The sequence below is a fragment of the Cellvibrio sp. ATLC23 genome (assembly GCF_057196725.1).
The window spans coordinates 23,372-41,680 of record NZ_JBXUOS010000002.1 but is presented as its reverse complement, the minus strand read 5'-3'; the positions used below and the strand labels follow the sequence as shown (position 1 = coordinate 41,680).

Sequence of the window (18,309 nt, the reverse complement as noted above, 5' to 3'; positions counted from 1 at the left end):
TCACCACCAACCTACAAAGCGTCGCAAGTTAATCCGCCGCCGCGCGACCTTTTTGCGGGAAAATTCCCTTGGGGCGTTTTTGAATAAACAGAATCAATAGCACCAATACCAATACTTTTGCGAGGACCGCACCGGCATAGGGTTCTAAAAATTTATTGATAATACCTAAGCCCATAGCGCCAACAAGTGTGCCCCACAAATTGCCCACACCGCCAAATACCACCACCATAAACGAATCGATAATGTAAGCCTGACCGAGGTTAGGGCCAACGTTAGTTAATTGTGACAGCGCAACCCCGGCGATACCGGCAATGCCCGAACCCAAACCAAAGGTCATTGCATCTACCCAGCTTGCGCGTACACCTACTGCACGTGCCATAGCGCGGTTTTGCGATACGGCGCGCACTTTTAAACCGAGCGAGGTTTTTTTAAGAATCGCGAGCAATGCAAAAAATACGATCAAACCGAAGATAAAAATATACAAACGGTTGTAGGTGATGGAGAGCACCGGGTTAATGACCAGTGAGCCGCTCATCCACTCAGGCAATTCCACCGCGCGATTAAGCGGTGAAAAAATACTGCGTGCGGCTTGCTGTAAAATCAAACTAATACCAAAGGTGGCGAGCAGAGTTTCCAGTGGTCGGCCGTATAAAAAGCGAATTACGCCGCGCTCGATAGCGATACCCACTAGCCCCGCCACAATAAACGCGGAGGGAATGGCGATCATTAAACTGTAGGCGATTTGATTGGGAAATAATTGTTGCACTACCCAAGTCACATAGGCGCCGATCATCATCAGTTCGCCGTGGGCCATATTAATCACGCCCATCACCCCAAAGGTAATAGAGAGGCCGATGGCAGAGAGCAATAGCACTGAGCCTAGGCTCAAACCAAAGAAAATATTTTCGGTCAAGCGAAAAGCAGAAATGCGATCTTCAATTGAATCAAGCGCAAATTGTGCTTGTTGTTTTACTTTGATGTCGCTGTCGTTATTGGCGATATCCAACAGGGCAGAGCGCACTTCTTGTTGCAGGCTGCCACGTAAAACGGCGATGGCATCAATACGCACCGATGCCTTTTCACTTTGCAAATTCATTAACGCAAATGCGGTGGTAATTGCATCGCGTACATCTTCATTGGGTTCGGTTTTTTGCCGTTCTTGTAATAGTGCAATAGTGTCTTCATCGACACCGTCGGCAATCATGCGGTTAACCGCGTTTAAACGCACCGCGGGTTTTTTATCATTCAAATTTAAACTGGCGAGCAGAGTGCGTAATTGGGAGCGCATGGTGTTGTTGATTGGTACACGCTTTAAGGGTTCTGCTTGAGTTGCCGGAATTTTTTCGCCATTGAGTGCATTGACATAATTGCCTGCGTTATCGCTAAAGGCAACGAGCGGGTCAACGGATTTTTCGGCATAGAGGCTGCCTTGTTGTAAGGCAGTAATAATAGGGATTACGCGCGGGTCGTCGAGCTGGCCTAATTTTTTAGCGGTTTGTGCGCGCTTGGGTAAACTGCCTTGGGTGAGAGCTTTGACCAGAGTATCAAATTCTGGCGCTGTGGAAGCGGGGGCTTCTGTGGGGGCAGTATCTATGGCTGCAGCTGTTGTGCTGATCTCAGCATCTTGTGCAAAAACCGAAGCTGAACAGCACAGTGATAGCAGTAGTATCAATTGCACTTGCCATCTTCCAAATAGCGGCGTTTGGTTTCGCATAATCGTGTCTCGGTTTAAACAAATTAAAAATAGGAGATGAAATTTATAGTTTTGTAAGTTGGGTGGAGCGAAAGCGATACCCGATAATTTTCTGTGTTCTGTAATGGTGGGTAGCACTCGTATCATCCCTGACACTCGCCCTTCGGGCAGCCTAAAGCTGTGCAAAAATTTCCTAATTTTTGTCGCTTTAGGCTCCACCCACCCTACGGGTTAAATCAATAATTATTGCGCAGCTGCAGCACCTAAACATTTTTTGGTTTTGGTGTTGTAGTTGCCGCACTTCAATTTGATCCAATCAGATTCCAGATCTTTTGAACCTTCAAGGAAGTCAGACCATGCATCGCCTGGAACCAAACCATCGGTTTGAGAAACAGTAAGGAATTGGCCGTCTTCTTGAATTTCACCAATCAATACTGGCTTGGTGATGTGGTGGTTCGGCAACATTTTGCTGACGCCGCCAGTCAAGTTAGGCGCTTCAATGCCGATGATGGCATCAACCACTTTATCGGTATCGGTAGTGCCGGCTTTCTCAACCGCTTTTACCCACATGTTGAAACCAATGTAGTGCGCTTCCATCGGGTCATTAGTTACGCGCTTGTCATTCTTGATAAAAGTTTTCCACTGCTTGATGAAAGCCTCGTTCGCTGGATTTTCTTCGCTCATGAAGTAGTTCCATGCAGCCAAGTGGCCAACCAATGGTTTGGTGTCTATACCAGAAAGTTCTTCTTCACCTACAGAGAAGGCAACAACAGGGATATCTTCGGCGGTTACTTTTTGGTTGCCCAGTTCACGGTAGAAAGGCACGTTGGCATCGCCATTGATGGTAGACACTACCGCTGTCTTTTTACCGGCTGAACCAAAACGTTTGATATCAGACACAATGTTTTGCCAATCGGAATGACCGAAAGGAGTGTAGTTAATCATGATGTCTTCTTTTGCTACGCCTTTGGCCATCAAGTAAGCTTCAAGAATTTTGTTGGTGGTACGTGGATAAACATAGTCAGTACCGGCCAATACCCAGCGTTTTACTTTCATATCTTTCATCAAGTAATCAACGGCTGGAATTGCTTGTTGGTTGGGCGCTGCGCCGGTGTAAAACACGTTGCGTGAAGACTCTTCACCTTCGTATTGCACTGGGTAAAACAGTACGCCGTTTAATTCTTCGATAACAGGCAGCACAGATTTGCGCGAAACAGAGGTCCAGCAACCGAAGATTGCTGCGACTTTATCTTTGGTTAACAGCTCACGGGTTTTTTCCGCGAACAGTGGCCAGTTGGACGCAGGGTCAACAACTACTGCTTCCAGTTTTTTACCAAGCAAACCGCCTTTTTTGTTTTGCTCTTCGATTAACATCAGCATGGTGTCTTTCAGCGTGGTTTCTGAAATGGCCATAGTGCCGGACAGTGAGTGCAGTACACCTACTTTGATCGTATCTGCAGCTGCCGCGCTAAATGATGCGATGCTTAAGCCACAGGCGATACCGAGTGCCCCGACATGTTTTGCTATTTTCTTCAGCTTCATGGGTCTTTCTCCTAGATGGTTTTAAATGACTCAGTGGTTTAAATCAGTGGTGCTTATAGATTTGTATTAACACCATTTTTCCGGTAACACTTTTAACGCTAATCGTGGGCGACACATTTTCTTCCCTAATCACAGCGATGTGCTTCACGCATCGCTGTGTTGTCACTCTAAGTTGAAAACTAAGGGTGTTGCTGCTGCGCTTCGTAGAGCATGTGCAACGTAATTTTTCGCACTTCAGATTTACTCGCTTCTATATGAGTTTTTAAATAGCTTTTTACCTCTTCCGCACGTCTTTCCATAATGGTGCGCAGGATTTTGGCGTGTTCATCGTAAGTGGCTTCAATACGATTGCTCTGGGTAAAGTCAATGCGCCGCACTATGCGCAGCCGTTCGGTAATTTCATGGTGAATGCGCGCCATTTCTACATTACCAGTCGCCTCCACCAGTTGTTCGTGGAAGCGTTCATCCAATGCACACACACTCGGCCCATCTTCCAAACGCTCTTCTGGTTTTACTAACCAGATGCGTTTTAAATCTTCCAAATTCGGTGCCGGCTCCATTTCGCACAGTTTTTTAACTGCAGCCAATTCCAAAATAATGCGTACATCGTAGAGCTGTTCAAATTTCATAAAATCAAACGGTTTTACTTGCCAGCCGCTGCGAAAAGAGACATCGACAAACCCTTCGCGCTGCAATCTTGCCAGTGCCTCACGCACCGGTGTTCTGCTGGCGGCAACACGCTCGGCGATTTCGTTTTCGCTAAATCGGTCGCCAGGCAATAAGCGAAATGAAAAAATATCGTCCTTAATGGTTTGATAAATTCGCTCGGTTAAATTCACCCGAGGTTCTTCAACTTTTTTTTTGGTCTTGTCGTGTTTGATTAGTTTCATGTTTTTACCGTAGGTTGTGGCGGCCAGCGCAGGGTGAGCTTGCGAACCCCAACATGATAATGTTCAAATTTTCCGCGTTGCTTGTGTTGGGGTTCGTTCTTCACCGCCAACCTACATTCTTAATTCAATCAATCTTCCTCAAGCACCAGCAACAAATCACCCGCATTCACTTGCTTGCCTGGCGAACAGTGAATTGCGCTGACTTTTGCAGCGCGATCGGCATAAACAGAAAATTCCATTTTCATTGCTTCAACAATTAACAATGGCTGGTCAATTTCAACTAATTGGCCCGGTTCAACCAACAATTTCCAAATATTGCCGCTGATGTCGGCAGTCACTGCGTGGCCATCGACTTCAATTGGGCCAGTGGAAGTTTTGGCTTGCAGTGCGGCATCAACTTGTTTTTCTTCATCGGCTTGCCAGAGCGCTACTTCTTTAGTGAATGCAGTTTGCTGTTTGGCTTTAAATTCGGCGATGCTCGCGGCGTTGTCTTGCAGAAATTGTTCGTGTTCGGCGAGACTGAAGTAATCCTCTTCAATGCGCAGGCTTAAACGACCTTCGCGAAAGGCTTCGCGCTGCGCCGTTAATTCTTCCTCCGTCACTTCGTAGTAGCGCACGCGATCAAAAAATTTCAGTAGCCAGGGTTCGCCATCTTTGAAAATGGGATTTTTCAAAAACTTATTCCAGATCGGCAGAGTGCGCCCTACCAGTTGGTAACCGCCGGGTGAATCCATGCCGTAAATGCACATGTACACACCGCCGATGCCAACCGTGCCTTCAGCTGTATAAGTGCGCGCTGGATTGTATTTAGAAGTGAGCAAGCGATGACGCGGGTCAACCGGTACCGCGCAGGGCGCACCGAGATAAACATCGCCTAAACCGAGCACCATGTAGCTCGCATCAAACAGGGTTTGTTTAACTTGTTCGATGGAATCCAGACCATTAATGCGACGCATAAATTCGGTGTTGCTTGGCAACCAAGGTGCAGTGTCGCGCACTGATTGGCGATAGCGGGATACCGCATCTAACGTCGCGGAATCTTCAAAGGCCATAGGCATATAGACGATACGGCTCGGCACTTTAATATCGCGGGCATTGCCAAGAGTTTCTTCAATGACTAACAGCTGATTAATTAAATCGCGCTGATGAATAACGCGACTGTCGTAATTAATTTGCAATGAACGCACACCGGGCGACAATTCAATTACACCGTTAATTGGCGCCGCTTTTAGGGCTTCCATTAAGGCGTAAACCCGCAGGCGTAAACTCAGTTCAAGAATGTTGTCGCCGTATTCAAGTAGAATATATTTGTCACCGGCTTGGCGATAGCTCACCAGCGGGCGACTGCCTTCGGGTGGTAGTGCGGCGACTATGCAATCGGAAATGGTATTTTCCGGTTTAACAATAGGGGCAAGTAGCACTGGTGGTTGCACGCTCAGGTTTTCAATTGCGCGATCTATTGATAGCTCCAGTGCGAGCGCTGCATCAAAACTTAAGCGTTTAAAACGAATTTTATCGCCGGGTTTTACTTGGCCGACTTTCCACAGTTCTGCTTTTACGATGGTGACGGGGCAAACAAATCCGCCGAGGCTGGGGCCGTCTTTGGTGAGTATGACCGGCATATCGCCAGTAAAATTAATTGATCCCACCGCGTATTCAGTATCGTGAATATTGGATGGGTGCAAACCGGCTTCTCCGCCATCGCTGCGTGTCCAGGTTGGCTTGGGGCCATTCAAGCGAATGCCTAAACGGTTGGAGTTGTAATGCACCTCCCATGCAGTTGAAAAAAACATGTCAATCGCATCTTCGGTAAAAAAATCTGGCGCGCCGTGTGGGCCGTAAAGCACACCAATTTCCCATTCGTTGGGGCTCTCTGTTTTTGAAAAACAGGCGGGGATCAATTCAACTGGCGCAGCAGCAGCTGCATAAATCGGAGCGGGCGTTGTGCAAGCCGTAATCGCCGGATTGCTGATTGGCAACATATCAGTTGCGCGCAGCGTGCGACCTGCATGGCCGCCAAATTGACCGAGTGCAAACGTAGAGCGGCTGCCTAAATAAACCGGAACATCAAAACCGTTGCGCACTGCAAGGTAACCACGGCAACCCTGTTCGGCTTTGCCGACTTCTAAAACTTGTCCGGCTTTAATTGCCACTGGTTGCCAGAAAGGAATTAATTCACCATCAATTTTTGCCGGTGATGTTGCACCGGTCAGTGCGATAGTTGCATCGCGATGGAATTTTAATTTCGGTCCGATAATGGTGTATTCGAGCGCTGCGGCACTTTCATGGTTGCCGACAATGCGGTTAGCTAAACGAAATGCGTAGTCATCCATTGGGCCTGATGGTGGAACACCAATGCTCCACAGACCAACACGGCCGGGGTAATCCTGCACGCTGGTGTAGGTACCGGGTTGCAATACTTCAACTACCGGCGCGCTGTATTCAAAGCTGGCGAGTTTGTTGGTTGCGACATCGCCGCTGCCAAAAAAGTCCGAACCAATAATTTGGCGCAGGTAGTCTAAATTGGTGGCTATACCGGCGGCGCGAGTTTCGTTCAATGCCGTTTTCATTTTGTTAATCGCGTCGGCGCGATCGGTGCCGTACACAATAATTTTCGCGATCATCGGATCGTAGTAGGGCGATACTTCGGTGCCGGTGGAAACCCAGGTGTCGATGCGCGCCGATTTAGAAAACACTACATCGGTTAACACACCGGGTGATGGTTGGAAATCGCGCACCGGATCTTCGGCGTACAAGCGCACTTCAATGGCCGCGCCTTTGGGGTTGATTTCAATATCTAATTTCGGTGGCGTACCAGCAGCGGTGAGAATCATCCACTCAACCAAATCTACTCCGGTACAGGCTTCGGTGATCGGATGTTCTACTTGCAGGCGAGTGTTCACCTCTAAAAAATAAAACGCATCGCGCGCGGCATCGTAAATATATTCAATAGTGCCCGCTGAACGATAATTGACAGCTTCACCTAAACTTTTTGACGCGGCGAGTAATTTGTCGCGGGTAGCGGCGGGTAAATTCGGTGCGGGAGTTTCTTCAACCACTTTTTGGTTACGGCGTTGCAGCGAGCAATCGCGTTCGCCGAGTGCGAGTACATTGCCTTGGCCATCGCCAAAAATTTGTACTTCTACGTGGCGGGCGTTATCGACAAAACGCTCGAGAAATACGCCGCTATCGCTAAAAAAGTTTTGCCCTAAACGTTTTACGCTTTCGTAAGCGGCAACTAATTCGGCTTCGTTATTACAGCGGGTTAAACCTATGCCACCACCGCCGGCGGTGCTTTTTAACATCACTGGGTAACCCAGTTGTGCGGCAGAGCTTACGGCTTCTTCCAGAGAGTCCAACAAACCTGTTCCAGGGGTAAGGGGAACACCGGCTTTTTCGGCGATTTCACGGGAGGTATGCTTTAAACCAAATTCGCGAATTTGCGCCGGAGTTGGACCGCAAAAGGCAATGCCTTCCGCTTCGCACTGCTCACAAAATTTCGCATTTTCCGAGAGAAAACCATAGCCGGGAATAATTGCTTGCGCGCCGGTTGCTTTGGCAGCGGCGAGAATCAAATCGGATTTTAGATAACTTTCCGCTGCCGTATTACCGCCGAGGCAAATTGCTTTGTCACAGGCAGTGACGTGCGCTGAATTACGGTCGGCATCGGAATAAACTGCAACAGACTCGATGCCCATTTTTTTCAGCGTTTTCGCAATGCGCACCGCGATCTCTCCACGGTTGGCGATAAGTACGGTCTTCAACATGATTCTTCTCCGGCTGTAATTTTTAATTACTTTTGTAGTGATTTAATGTAGGCGCGCCATCCACCCATATGGGTAATATCAGTTGCGCCATTGACAGCAGCGCCTTCGCAAATAAAACCTTTTACTTCGCGACCATCGTGCAAACTCAATGTGCCTATCCCGAGCGGTGCGGGGATTAGCGCAACAAAACTACCGAAGTGCTGCAGGGGTACATCCCACAATTCCACGATAATTTGCGCACCTTCTGCATCGCTGCGAATTAATCCGGGTTTAGGCGGAGTGGTATTCGGCAGTGCATACAAACGGTAATTGCTGGCGGTAAAACTGCTTTCAACAAAAAGCGCATTGCGTTCTTGTAATTGCACATTGAGTGGCATGCCGGTCAAATGTGCGCCGACAACAGCGAGGCGAACATAGCCTTGCGGTGCAGTATTTTTTTGCACGAGTGGTGGTGTTGCTTGAGGGGTGGCTCCCAGCGATAAATTAACGCTGCTGTGCCATTTTTTTCCGAAGGCGGCGAGTGCAGCGTCTTGCCACGCGGGTGCTATGAGTGTGATACCAAATGGCAAACCATCGGCACGCATAACAGCGGGTAAGGCGAGGGCAGAACAATCGGCGAGGTTGACAAAATTGGTGTAGGTGCCCAGTTGACTGTTAACGCCGATTGGGTCGGCAGTAACTTCCGCAATTGTGGGGTGGCGGGGTGATGTGGGAACCAGAAGCGCATCCACATCGCCCATTAATAGTTGTATTTCACGAGCAAGATCGGCGCGGCGATATTCAGCGCGATAGGTATCGGTCGCCGAAAAATTCACGGCGTTTTCAATAATGCCGCGCACAACATTATTCATATCGGCTGCGTGTGCTTGCATAAAGTCTGCAATCGCCGCGTGCCGCTCTGCGACCCAAGGGCCGCCGTACAACAACTGTGCGAGCGCGAACATAGGGGCGAAATCCACAGTGACTAACTCAACCCCGGCGTCTGACATCAGTTTGAGTGTTTCCAGCCATGCGGCCTCGGCTTGGGTGTCGCCAAACCAATTGGGTGAGGCCGGAATTGCAAATCGAGGTGTGGCTGAAAAGTAAGTTGCTGCAGCTGGCGCAAGGCGCGAGTAGCCATCGGTAGGATCAAATCCTTCCATCACACTTGCAACGGTTTCGGCATCATCGACTGTCAGTGCAAAAACTGAAACACAATCCAAACTGCGGCATGCAGGCACTACACCACTGGTACTGAAGCGGCCTTTTGTTGGTTTCAATCCCACTATATTGTTGAAGCCTGCGGGGACGCGGCCGGAGCCTGCGGTATCCGTACCCAAACTAAATGGCACTAAACCGCGTGCAACCGTGGTGGCTGAGCCAGAGCTGGAGCCGCCGGAAACATAATCTGCATGAAATGCATTGGGCACTGCGCCGTAAGGTGAGCGAGTGCCGACAAGGCCGGTAGCAAATTGGTCGAGATTGGTTTTGCCGAGCACAATGGCACCGGCTTGTTTGAGGCGTGCTACCGATGTGGCATCGGTGTCGGGAATGTAGGTAAAGGCAGGGCAGGCGGCAGTAGTGGGAATGCCTGCGACATCGATATTGTCTTTTACTGCAAAGGGCACACCGAACAGTGGCAGACTGGCTGAGTCGCCCAAGTGCGCCAATGCATCAATTTGTCTATCCAGTTCTGCCGCTGAGACGATATAAATCCAGGCGGCGTCATCGCTATTGAGTTGGGCGCGCAATGATTGCAGCGCGGCGCGCGGCGCCAACCCCTGGTCGCGATAAGCAGCAAGCCATTGGTCAATGGTCCAACCTGCAGTGGTGTGGTGTTGATCCTGCGTCATTATTGTTCCTGCGTTGAATACGTAAATACAATCTTGGATACAAGCCTGTATTCGCAGAAACCATGCCAACCTGAAAAAATGCTCGAATTCCCCTCGGTCGACATGTAAAAAACTATTGTTAATCAATGAGTTAAATAACGTAGAAAAACCGCTGGAGGGGCTGTTAGTAGCGCTGCCGGGACTGAGTTTTGTGCGCTGAAGTTGTGCGCTGGATTTTTTATGCAGAGCTAAATTGGTGCGATTGTCTCGTCTCAGTTCATCTCAGTTTTTATAAATATTGAGATATGGAGATGTTTAAACTATAGTTCATCTCAATATTTTTTGTTTTTGAGATGAATTGAGATGATTAAGCGGCCACCATCTAAGGATGCTCTTCCGGAGCTTCCTTATCAGTACATTAAGGAAAATTATCCAGAGCAAGCAATGGATTACATCGCTTTCTATCAGCCCATGGATAGTAAGGGTTCATATCATCACTATGATGATTTCCGGCATAGGGTTCCAAAGAATTTGTCGGTGGATCTCGCTTGGGCGATGACTAAGTCAGCGAGGACAGGTGTGGCCCAGCGTTTATTTTGGGTGCGTGAACCATTGCAGGCTTGTACTTTTATACCCACCAATTTAATACAAAAAACGACCACTATCGTAGATCAAAATGCAACAACTGCTGCATTGGAGTGGACAGTAAATAAAATTGGTGAGGGGCAGCATCTACAGTATTTATTTAATGACTTGGTTGAGGATGAATCGATAAGTAGTAGCCAGCTAGAGGGAGCAGCGACTACAACGCGTGTAGCCAAGGATATGATCAAGCGTAAAAGAGAACCAAGAACGCTCGATGAAAGAATGATTCTTGGTAATTTGAAGATGATGAGTTTTGCTTGGAATAATAGAAGTCTTGAAATTACTGCTGCATTAATAAAAGAGATGCATAAAGTAGGTGTCGAGGGTATCGATAATGATAAATATGCGCCTGGAGCGTTTCGGGTAAGTGATGATGTCATTATTGGCGATGACTACGGTAATATTTTTCATCAACCGCCAAGCGCAGATGGGATTGAGCTAAGGCTAGCTATGCTATGTGACTGGATTAACACAGATCATGACGATATTAGTAGTGGTACTTATATTCACCCGTTAATAAAAGCAATTTGTATACATTTCATAATTGGATATGAACATCCGTTTAATGATGGAAATGGTCGTGTTGCTAGAGCTTTATTTTATTTGTTTTTGTTTAAAAAAAATTATGGTGCATTTCGTTATATTTCAATTAGTAATATTTTGAAAGATGCTTACGCTCAATACGGAAAGTCATATTTGTTTACGGAAACCGACAGTATGGATATGACATACTTTATTGAGTATCAATGTTCTGTAATTATGAAAGCTGTAATGGCCTTTAAATCCCATTGTCAAAAAACGATTGAGAGTATTGAGTCTTTTAATAAATGGTTATTTAACTCAGGTATTTATGGAAAGTTAAGTGAGAAGCAGAGAATTGTTTTTCAAGTTGCAAAGAGCAATGGTGGCACTGTATTTACAGCTAGATATGTAGAGGAGAAGCTGAATTGTTCTTACAACACCGCCGCCACTGTTTTAAATGGCTTGGTTGATCTAAATCTCTTTGACAAACAAAAAGACGGAAAAGAGTGGATTTATTCATTGCGCGATAAACAAGAAATCCAGAAAAACTGGACTTCTTAAACACTGTTAGGGATTTATCTATGGCCATGAACTGGAACCAATTGCTCTGCGCTGACCGTTTGGGCAATCGCATTGCAAAACACGAGGAGGGGCGTTCGCCGTTTCACTCGGATCACGACAAGATTATTTTCTCTGGCGCTTTTCGTCGCCTTGCGCGCAAAACGCAGGTGCATCCGCTTGCGACTAATGATCATATCCACAATCGTATGACCCACAGTTTGGAAGTGGCCTGTGTGGGGCGCACGCTGGGTATTCGGGTAGGGCAGGCGTTAAAAGATAAAGGCGATTTACCTGCCCATATTTGGCCAACGGATATTGGCGATATAGTGCAGGCGACCTGTTTGGCACATGATATTGGCAACCCGCCCTTTGGCCACACAGGTGAAGATGCCATCCGCAACTGGTTCCAAAAAGAAGGAGCAGAATTTCTGCAAGATTTATCGCCCTCCGAGCAAGATGATATTCGTGTATTTGAAGGTAATGCCCAAGGCTTGCGCGTGCTCACCACCTCTGAGTATCACCAGTTTCACGATGGTATGCGCTTAACCTACGCGACCTTGGCGTCGTCGATGAAATACCCCTGGACTTCATCACCCACACTGCTCGGCCAGCGTCCAAAAGATAACAAGTACGGTATTTTTCAAACCGAGTTGGCCTATGTGCACGAGATCGCACAAAAAACCGGTTTGATCGAATTAGGTCCCGACTGGTATTGCCGCCATCCGCTAGTGTATTTAATGGAGGCAGCGGACGATTTTTGTTACGGCATTATCGATCTCGAAGACGGTTTGGAAATGGGCATTCTCAACTGGAGTGAGATTTACGAATTGCTGCATCCGGTCATTGCCGATTCCGCGCAGCTGCCCGAGCTGGAACGTTTGCTGAAAAAAGTAAACGATGGTCGCAAACCGGCGTTGGTGCGCGGCAAAGTAATCGATGCATTTATCAATGCGGGCACGGCGGCATTTATCCAGCATCAGGATGCATTCTTGCGCGGTGAAGTACAGGGCGATTTGATCTCTCTGTGTGACCCGGTAGTTAAAAATGCTGTGCAGGCAGCCAAGGATTTGGCCAAGCGAAAAATCTTTAATCACTCGCGTCGCGTTGAATTAGAGATTGGCGCTTACACTGTGATTGGAACCTTGCTCAACACCATTTGCTCTGCAGTCTATGCCTCCCTCGGCGATACATCGCAAATGACCTACAAAGATAATCGTGTGATGGCGTTAATTGGCGAAAACAATTTTCACCCGGATGTGAGTAAGCGCGGTGAAAATTATAAATACCTCGCCTTGATGGCAGTGATCGATTACATCAGTGGCATGACCGACAATTACGCCACCAATCTCGCTAAACAATTTAATGGCATGGGGTATTCGCAGTACTGATTTTTGTTTTACATTCTATTTCTGTTTTGTCTAAAAAATTCCCGGTTGCTGGCCGGGAATTTTTATTTTTAGCCATTATTTTTTGGCGGGGAATGCAAAAAATACTTTAGTGGCCGCTATGCCTATACCCTTGCCTGGCTCAGCGCCGGTTTCATCAAAGCCAGTGGTTTCATAAGTGGTGCCGGTTATCACCAAGCCTTCGGTTGATATCGCCTGCCATGCTTGCGCCTCTTGTTCGCGATCGAGTGCGGCTTTTTCCAGTGATAAATCATGGAATTCGCTGCTGTAATCACTATTAATTAATGCTGCGTTAAAGTATGGGCAGGGAGTGGTAATACACATTATTCCAGTGCTCGATACCTTTAGGTATGGGCCGATCGCTGTGTTTTTATTGGCGCCAACCCAAGCTCCATTGGCTGCGAGGGTTTTGCTGCGCGCAATCACTCTGCTGGATACAGGTGAGTTAATAACTTTGCCGCGCAAAAGCACTTGTTCGCTATGAATGGCACTATTTAATTCAGCAATTTGTTTTTCAGTTAAACCCAATCGTTTGTAATTGATGTAAGCAACGTAAATAGTGTTAGGCAATAACGCAGCGCTTTGATAAGCCTCATCTTCTGTTTGCAGTTGTATTGAATACTGATTTACCGGTGTTAGAAACCAGCCACCGCACATAGGAAATGCACATTTTCGGTAGTCGGCTTTAACACTATAGGTTGTACCGATTGGTTCCGGGCTGATAATTGTTTGCGCCTGGGTTGCCAAACTAAAACTGGCGCAGAGTGCTATGAACCCTGCGCTGCGAGTTATTGCGTGACTCAGAAACGAAATTATAGTGCTCATAATGTAAGTCCTGTTATTAGATTGAACTGTGATTGGAAAATCTAATGGAAAAATACAGCCTTTACGCACCGCTTTAGCAGCGAGTGCAGGCTTTATACTAAACCTTACTGATGTTTAGTCATTGCAGATTGCCAAACCAGGCGCCAGCCTTTTGTAATTAATTGTTCGTTTGTGATTGTTGACTGCTAATGGAGCCTGTCTTGAAAGTGAGTTTGCCTGCTTGGTTGTCCGGGTTATGTATTTTGGTGCTTGTGCCGTTCTTTTTTGTGGGCGGCCCAGATGCATCTTCGTCGGTGTTGTTAAAAAATGCATGGAATTTTGGGCATATTATTTTCTTTTCACTGCTGTTGTTATTGGTTCAGTCGTTTAAACCAATAGTGGGTTGGCAGCGGTGGTTGACGGTCACTTTTATTGCAATAGCGGTAGGTTGCCTAATTGAATTTGTGCAGTTTTTTGTGGGGCGCAATGCCAGTGTGGATGATGTTTTACACAATGTATTTGGTGTGTGGTTGGGGTTGTTTTGGGGGCAAAAGCCGTCCCCTATGATTTGGCGTTTGCGCTTTCTCAGTAGTTTATTGATCGCGCCGGCTGCTTGGCTGGTAATTGAGTCGGCGCTTGCTGAGGTTGTTATGCGCAATCAGTTCCCGCTGCTAAATAGTTTTGAGTCGCGCTATGAATTACAGCAACTGCAGGCAAATAACGCGGGGGTAAAAATTCAACCGACGCAACAATTGCACACCCATGGCGTTTCATCCGCACATGTTGCCTTGGCAACCGAGCCCTATTCAGGTGTGAGTTTATTGGGCACATATGGCGATTGGAGTGCTTATGCTGATCTGTTAATGGATTTTTATAATCCAGATATTGAACCACTGGAATTAGTGGTGAAAATTGCTGACTTTCAGCACGATCGCGGAGACAATAATTTTAATGATCGATTTAATCGGCGCATTCTCTTGCGATCGGGTTGGAATCAGGTGCGCATCGATTTGAATGAGGTTCGCACAGCGCCGCACAATCGGGTTATGCACATGCATCAAATTAGCGGTATTATTATTTTTGCGGTTAGCTTGCCGCAAACGCGTGATTTTTATTTGGATAACATCAGATTGCAATAATTGCATTGCTGCATAGTAATTTAAGTGGCGATGACGACACGGTTGCGCCCTGACGATTTTGCTTCATAAAGTGCCGTGTCTGCAGCTTTAAACAGCTGCTCTAAATTACCCTGGGGTTTTAAGGTGGCTATGCCAAAGCTGGCGGTAATGTGAATATTTTTAGCCAGTGTTTGGCTGGCAACCAGTTCACGTAACTTTTCAGCAATAGCGTAGGCGCGCTCAATGTCGGTATCGCGGCAGACCAACACAAACTCTTCGCCACCCCAGCGGGCAAACAAATCTTGCGTGCGCGTATGTTGTTGCACAATCGTGGATAAATGGCTTAATACCAAATCGCCGATATCGTGACCGTGCTGATCATTGACTTGTTTGAAGTGATCTATATCGATCATTACCAGCGATAGCGGTTTCCGGTATTTGTGCCATTCTTGCAGGCCTAGGCTGATGGCTTCTTCGAGCCCGAGGCGATTAAAGGCGCCGGTGAGTGGGTCGGTTTTTGCTTGTATCTCCAATGCTTTACTGCGTGTATCGAGCAACTCGTTAATGTCGAGCAGTTCGGATTCACGCTTGCGCTGGATGACTACCTCATCTTTCAATTTAATAATGCGATAGCCTAAAAAAGATAAAATAATGCCGAGCCAAACTACCATGATGGCGAGATACCAATCGGCAGTGCTCAGTGCTTGGCCGATAAATTCCACTTTGTGCAACTGGAATTGGTGTTTGCCCAAGGGTTTTCCTGAGCCGCTTTGCACTTCAAAAATAGTGATGTTGTCGAATTGTGGATGGCTTAATTGCGGTGGAATTTTGTTTTCCAATACCCACCAGTTGGCGACAAAAAAATCTTTTAGCGAAAACTCGGCAACGCCATTCAGCAGCCCTACATTGAATTCGATTTGATTGTATTTGGTGCTCTGCAAAATTTCTTTTTTGCTGTAGCGCGGGTCAAAATTGCGCAGTGAGATGCGCACAGTTTGGCTGGGCCCTTGATAGTCCAGACGCAGACGAATTTTTTCGTAGTGACGCAGGTCTACGCCGCGAGTGCGCTCCTTATCAAACAACACCTCAAAACCACACAGGGGATAGGCGAAACCATCGCGCAAGATGCAGTGCCATTGCATATTTTTTGCATCGTCGAGGTGGATGCTGGACTGACCGCCGTTTTCTCTATCGTCGTACAGGTTAAGCGCCATACCACTGTTGTTATCAATCACCAGGCGCCGTTCAAGAATTTGCTGCTCGCCGGCAATCGCAAAAATAGTAAAGATGACGAGTAGACCAAGAATGATTTCAAAATATAAGCGGTGTGGGGACGAGTGAGACATAGGGTCCGGGCTCCAGCGGCAGATGCGTATGTGCATCCATCAACTATTCTTATCTTCGCTGTGATTGGAAATGCGATTCTTGCGTTTAATGTCAATCAAACCCGCCCTGGAGAGATTGCTGAAAGGTTAAATTCATTCGGTAGTATACAAGTGACTATAAGCCGATCATAGAAGTTAATGATTTAGACGGCAATAGCGGCAGAAGCAGGCAAGGGTAAATGTGTGAAATGGGAGCGGAGCCGACAAAAACCAGCCGCCAGTAAACTGGCGGCTGGGGGTACCGTTATGGGTGTTAACCGAATACCAGAGATACGCCGGGTACGATTTTTGGATTAAAACTCCAGATCGGAAAGATCGTCGTAACCCAGTTGATCCTTAATGCGGCGACGCTCCAAACGATCTTCGATTTTGCGGCGCATTTCCAGAGTGTGCTGGCTAGCTTCTTTGCCGGTGAGTTTTGGCGTTGCCTCATCATCATCGGTTTCGGTGCTACCATCACTCATCAGATCAGTATCTGGTGACTCTACATCAACTGACATAAGACTACTCCAACATTGACAGAGAGAGGGGGTGGCGTCGGCTCCCCTAGCGGGGAAATTTGACCCGCGCTATTTACCATAGCCTATAAAAAAACGAAAGAAAAATCGCTTGGCGATATTAAATTTTTCCTTTGTACCTTGAGCCTTAACTGGGGTACAAAGCGCGCCTGTTGTTTTAGGTTTGCGTGTCTATTCAATTAATCCGGTAATTTCAATGGTCCGACAACAGAGGGCTTCTGGCAGTGACAAAAAAACAACCTGAGGTAATTGGCTGGCGTGAGTGGGTAGGGCTACCGGAATTAGGTATCCCGGCCATTAAGGTCAAGGTCGATACAGGCGCACGCACCAGTGCGTTACATGCGTATTACGTTACCCCGTTTGATAAGGATGGCAAGCCTTGGGTGAGGTTTGGCCTGCACCCATCGCAGCAAGATAGCCTCACCTGCATTGAGTGCGAGGCACCGGTGAAGGATATTCGCAAGGTGACCGATTCCGGCGGGCACAGCGAGGAGCGGGTGGTGATCGAAACCTGCTTGCTTATCAACGGAATCAGTATGTCTATTGAGGTCACCCTTACAGATCGGGAGAATATGCGCTTCCGCATGTTGCTCGGGCGCAGCGCTTTGAAGCAGGGTTTTTGGGTAGACAGCAGCAAATCTTTTTTACTGGGTGGCAATAAAAACCACCCGGCGATGGCATCGCTTTAGCGATCAACCACCTTTCTTTTTTCTAACTCAGGTTTCTTATGAAAATCGCAATTTTGTCGCGCAATCGTCGCCTCTATTCCACCTGTCGACTGGTCGAGGCCTGCACCAAACGCGGCCACGAGGTGCGTGTCATTGATATCCTCAAGTGCTACATCGATATCGCTTCCGATAGCCCAGCCATCTGGTATATGGGTGAACAGCTGGAAGATTTTGATGCGGTGATCCCGCGTATCGGCGCGTCTGTAACACATTATGGTTTAGCGGTCATTCGCCAGTTTGAGATGATGGGCGTTTACTGCCTCACTGAATCCATCGCGTTGGGTCGTTCGCGGGATAAGTTGCGTGCACTGCAGTTGCTGTCGCGCAAGGGGATTGGCTTGCCCAAAACCAGCTTCGCCTACAACGTGCACGACGCCAAAGAGCTGATCAAGTTAGTGGGTGGTACACCGCTGGTGCTCAAGCTATGCGAGGGCACTCAGGGGCGCGGCATAGTGCTCGCTGAAACTCAAAAAGCAGCAGAGAGTGTGATTGAAGCTTTCCGTGAGTTGCGCGCCGAATTTTTGGTGCAGGAATTTATTAAAGAGGCCAATGGCAGCGATGTGCGCTGTTTTGTGATTGGCGATAAAGTGGTCGCGGCCATGGAGCGCACTGCGCAAGAGGGCGAGTTCCGTTCCAATCTGCATCGAGGTGGCTCGGCGAAGGTCACTAAGCTCACGCCAACCGAGCGACGCACCGCGATTAAAGCGGCACAAACCATGGGCTTGCATGTGGCAGGGGTGGATTTGCTCCGCTCCAGTCGTGGCCCATTGGTGATGGAAGTGAATTCATCGCCTGGCCTTGAGGGGATTGAAGGTGCAACGCAAAAAGATGTTGCGGATGCGATTGTGCAATTTGTTGAAGAAAATGCGCGGCCCAATGCGAACAAGGTTCGCGGTAAGGGTTAGGGGTAAATTCGGGG

At 47.6% G+C, this 18,309-nt stretch carries 13 protein-coding genes; 5 read left to right on the top strand and 8 right to left on the bottom strand.

What is annotated here, in order from left to right; translation table 11 throughout:
* Positions 1–28: 28 nt before the first annotated feature.
* The 5 genes from urtB to atzF all read right to left on the bottom strand — a co-directional run bounded on the left by urtB (position 29) and on the right by atzF (position 9,724).
* Positions 29–1,714 (bottom strand): urea ABC transporter permease subunit UrtB, encoded by a 1,686-nt coding sequence (urtB, locus tag AC2CG4_RS03185; protein ID WP_484484888.1) that lies wholly within the window; start codon positions 1,712–1,714, stop codon positions 29–31.
* Between the two features lie 222 nt (positions 1,715–1,936).
* Positions 1,937–3,235 carry an urea ABC transporter substrate-binding protein gene (gene urtA, locus AC2CG4_RS03180; RefSeq protein ID WP_484484887.1) on the bottom strand — a complete coding sequence of 433 codons (1,299 nt, stop codon included), beginning with the start codon at positions 3,233–3,235 and terminating at the stop codon, positions 1,937–1,939.
* A 179-nt stretch (positions 3,236–3,414) separates the two neighbouring features.
* Complete coding sequence (locus tag AC2CG4_RS03175) at positions 3,415–4,125, bottom strand: GntR family transcriptional regulator (RefSeq protein WP_062063364.1); 711 nt, start codon at positions 4,123–4,125, stop codon at positions 3,415–3,417.
* Positions 4,126–4,253: 128 nt separating this feature from the next.
* Positions 4,254–7,892, bottom strand: a complete 3,639-nt coding sequence (gene uca, locus AC2CG4_RS03170) for an urea carboxylase (protein ID WP_484484886.1) — start codon at positions 7,890–7,892, stop codon at positions 4,254–4,256.
* A 26-nt stretch (positions 7,893–7,918) separates the two neighbouring features.
* Positions 7,919–9,724, bottom strand: coding sequence for an allophanate hydrolase (gene atzF, locus AC2CG4_RS03165; RefSeq protein ID WP_484484885.1), 1,806 nt, complete (start codon positions 9,722–9,724; stop codon positions 7,919–7,921).
* A 342-nt stretch (positions 9,725–10,066) separates the two neighbouring features.
* Here atzF and AC2CG4_RS03160 point away from each other — a divergent pair, with 342 nt between their 5' ends.
* Both AC2CG4_RS03160 and AC2CG4_RS03155 read left to right on the top strand, forming a co-directional pair.
* Positions 10,067–11,431 carry a Fic family protein gene (locus AC2CG4_RS03160; protein ID WP_484484884.1) on the top strand — a complete coding sequence of 455 codons (1,365 nt, stop codon included), beginning with the start codon at positions 10,067–10,069 and terminating at the stop codon, positions 11,429–11,431.
* A 20-nt stretch (positions 11,432–11,451) separates the two neighbouring features.
* Complete coding sequence (locus AC2CG4_RS03155) at positions 11,452–12,819, top strand: deoxyguanosinetriphosphate triphosphohydrolase (protein ID WP_484484883.1); 1,368 nt, start codon at positions 11,452–11,454, stop codon at positions 12,817–12,819.
* Between the two features lie 75 nt (positions 12,820–12,894).
* On the opposite strand, the gene AC2CG4_RS03150 is transcribed toward AC2CG4_RS03155, so the two are convergent.
* A complete protein-coding gene (locus AC2CG4_RS03150; protein ID WP_484484882.1) occupies positions 12,895–13,662 on the bottom strand; it encodes a DUF6748 domain-containing protein in 768 nt (255 codons plus the stop codon).
* A gap of 206 nt (positions 13,663–13,868) precedes the next feature.
* Between AC2CG4_RS03150 and AC2CG4_RS03145 the strand changes: the two genes are divergently transcribed.
* Positions 13,869–14,780 (top strand): VanZ family protein, encoded by a 912-nt coding sequence (locus AC2CG4_RS03145; protein WP_484485303.1) that lies wholly within the window; start codon positions 13,869–13,871, stop codon positions 14,778–14,780.
* Between the two features lie 20 nt (positions 14,781–14,800).
* Here AC2CG4_RS03145 and AC2CG4_RS03140 read toward each other — a convergent pair whose 3' ends face one another.
* Positions 14,801–16,105: a GGDEF domain-containing protein gene (locus tag AC2CG4_RS03140; RefSeq protein ID WP_484484881.1), complete on the bottom strand. Its 1,305-nt coding sequence runs from the start codon at positions 16,103–16,105 to the stop codon at positions 14,801–14,803.
* 332 nt (positions 16,106–16,437) lie between these two features.
* Entirely contained in the window at positions 16,438–16,644 is a 207-nt protein-coding gene (locus AC2CG4_RS03135) for a PA3496 family putative envelope integrity protein (protein WP_062063350.1), read from the bottom strand.
* A 242-nt stretch (positions 16,645–16,886) separates the two neighbouring features.
* On the opposite strand from AC2CG4_RS03135, the gene AC2CG4_RS03130 reads away from it, so the two are divergent.
* A complete protein-coding gene (locus tag AC2CG4_RS03130) occupies positions 16,887–17,351 on the top strand; it encodes an ATP-dependent zinc protease family protein (RefSeq protein WP_484484880.1) in 465 nt (154 codons plus the stop codon).
* 38 nt (positions 17,352–17,389) lie between these two features.
* Entirely contained in the window at positions 17,390–18,295 is a 906-nt protein-coding gene (rimK, locus tag AC2CG4_RS03125) for a 30S ribosomal protein S6--L-glutamate ligase (RefSeq protein WP_484484879.1), read from the top strand.
* The last annotated feature ends 14 nt before the right edge of the window (positions 18,296–18,309 follow it).

Excerpts from the sequence above, each read along its gene's own strand:
- urtB (WP_484484888.1), bottom strand. The coding sequence starts at position 1,714 with ATGCGAAACCAAACGCCGCTATTTGGAAGATGGCAAGTGCAATTGATA.
- urtA (WP_484484887.1), bottom strand. The coding sequence starts at position 3,235 with ATGAAGCTGAAGAAAATAGCAAAACATGTCGGGGCACTCGGTATCGCC.
- AC2CG4_RS03175 (WP_062063364.1), bottom strand. The coding sequence starts at position 4,125 with ATGAAACTAATCAAACACGACAAGACCAAAAAAAAAGTTGAAGAACCT.
- uca (WP_484484886.1), bottom strand. The coding sequence starts at position 7,892 with ATGTTGAAGACCGTACTTATCGCCAACCGTGGAGAGATCGCGGTGCGC.
- atzF (WP_484484885.1), bottom strand. The coding sequence starts at position 9,724 with ATGACGCAGGATCAACACCACACCACTGCAGGTTGGACCATTGACCAA.
- AC2CG4_RS03160 (WP_484484884.1), top strand. The coding sequence starts at position 10,067 with ATGATTAAGCGGCCACCATCTAAGGATGCTCTTCCGGAGCTTCCTTAT.
- AC2CG4_RS03155 (WP_484484883.1), top strand. The coding sequence starts at position 11,452 with ATGGCCATGAACTGGAACCAATTGCTCTGCGCTGACCGTTTGGGCAAT.
- AC2CG4_RS03150 (WP_484484882.1), bottom strand. The coding sequence starts at position 13,662 with ATGAGCACTATAATTTCGTTTCTGAGTCACGCAATAACTCGCAGCGCA.
- AC2CG4_RS03140 (WP_484484881.1), bottom strand. The coding sequence starts at position 16,105 with ATGTCTCACTCGTCCCCACACCGCTTATATTTTGAAATCATTCTTGGT.
- AC2CG4_RS03135 (WP_062063350.1), bottom strand. The coding sequence starts at position 16,644 with ATGTCAGTTGATGTAGAGTCACCAGATACTGATCTGATGAGTGATGGT.
- rimK (WP_484484879.1), top strand. The coding sequence starts at position 17,390 with ATGAAAATCGCAATTTTGTCGCGCAATCGTCGCCTCTATTCCACCTGT.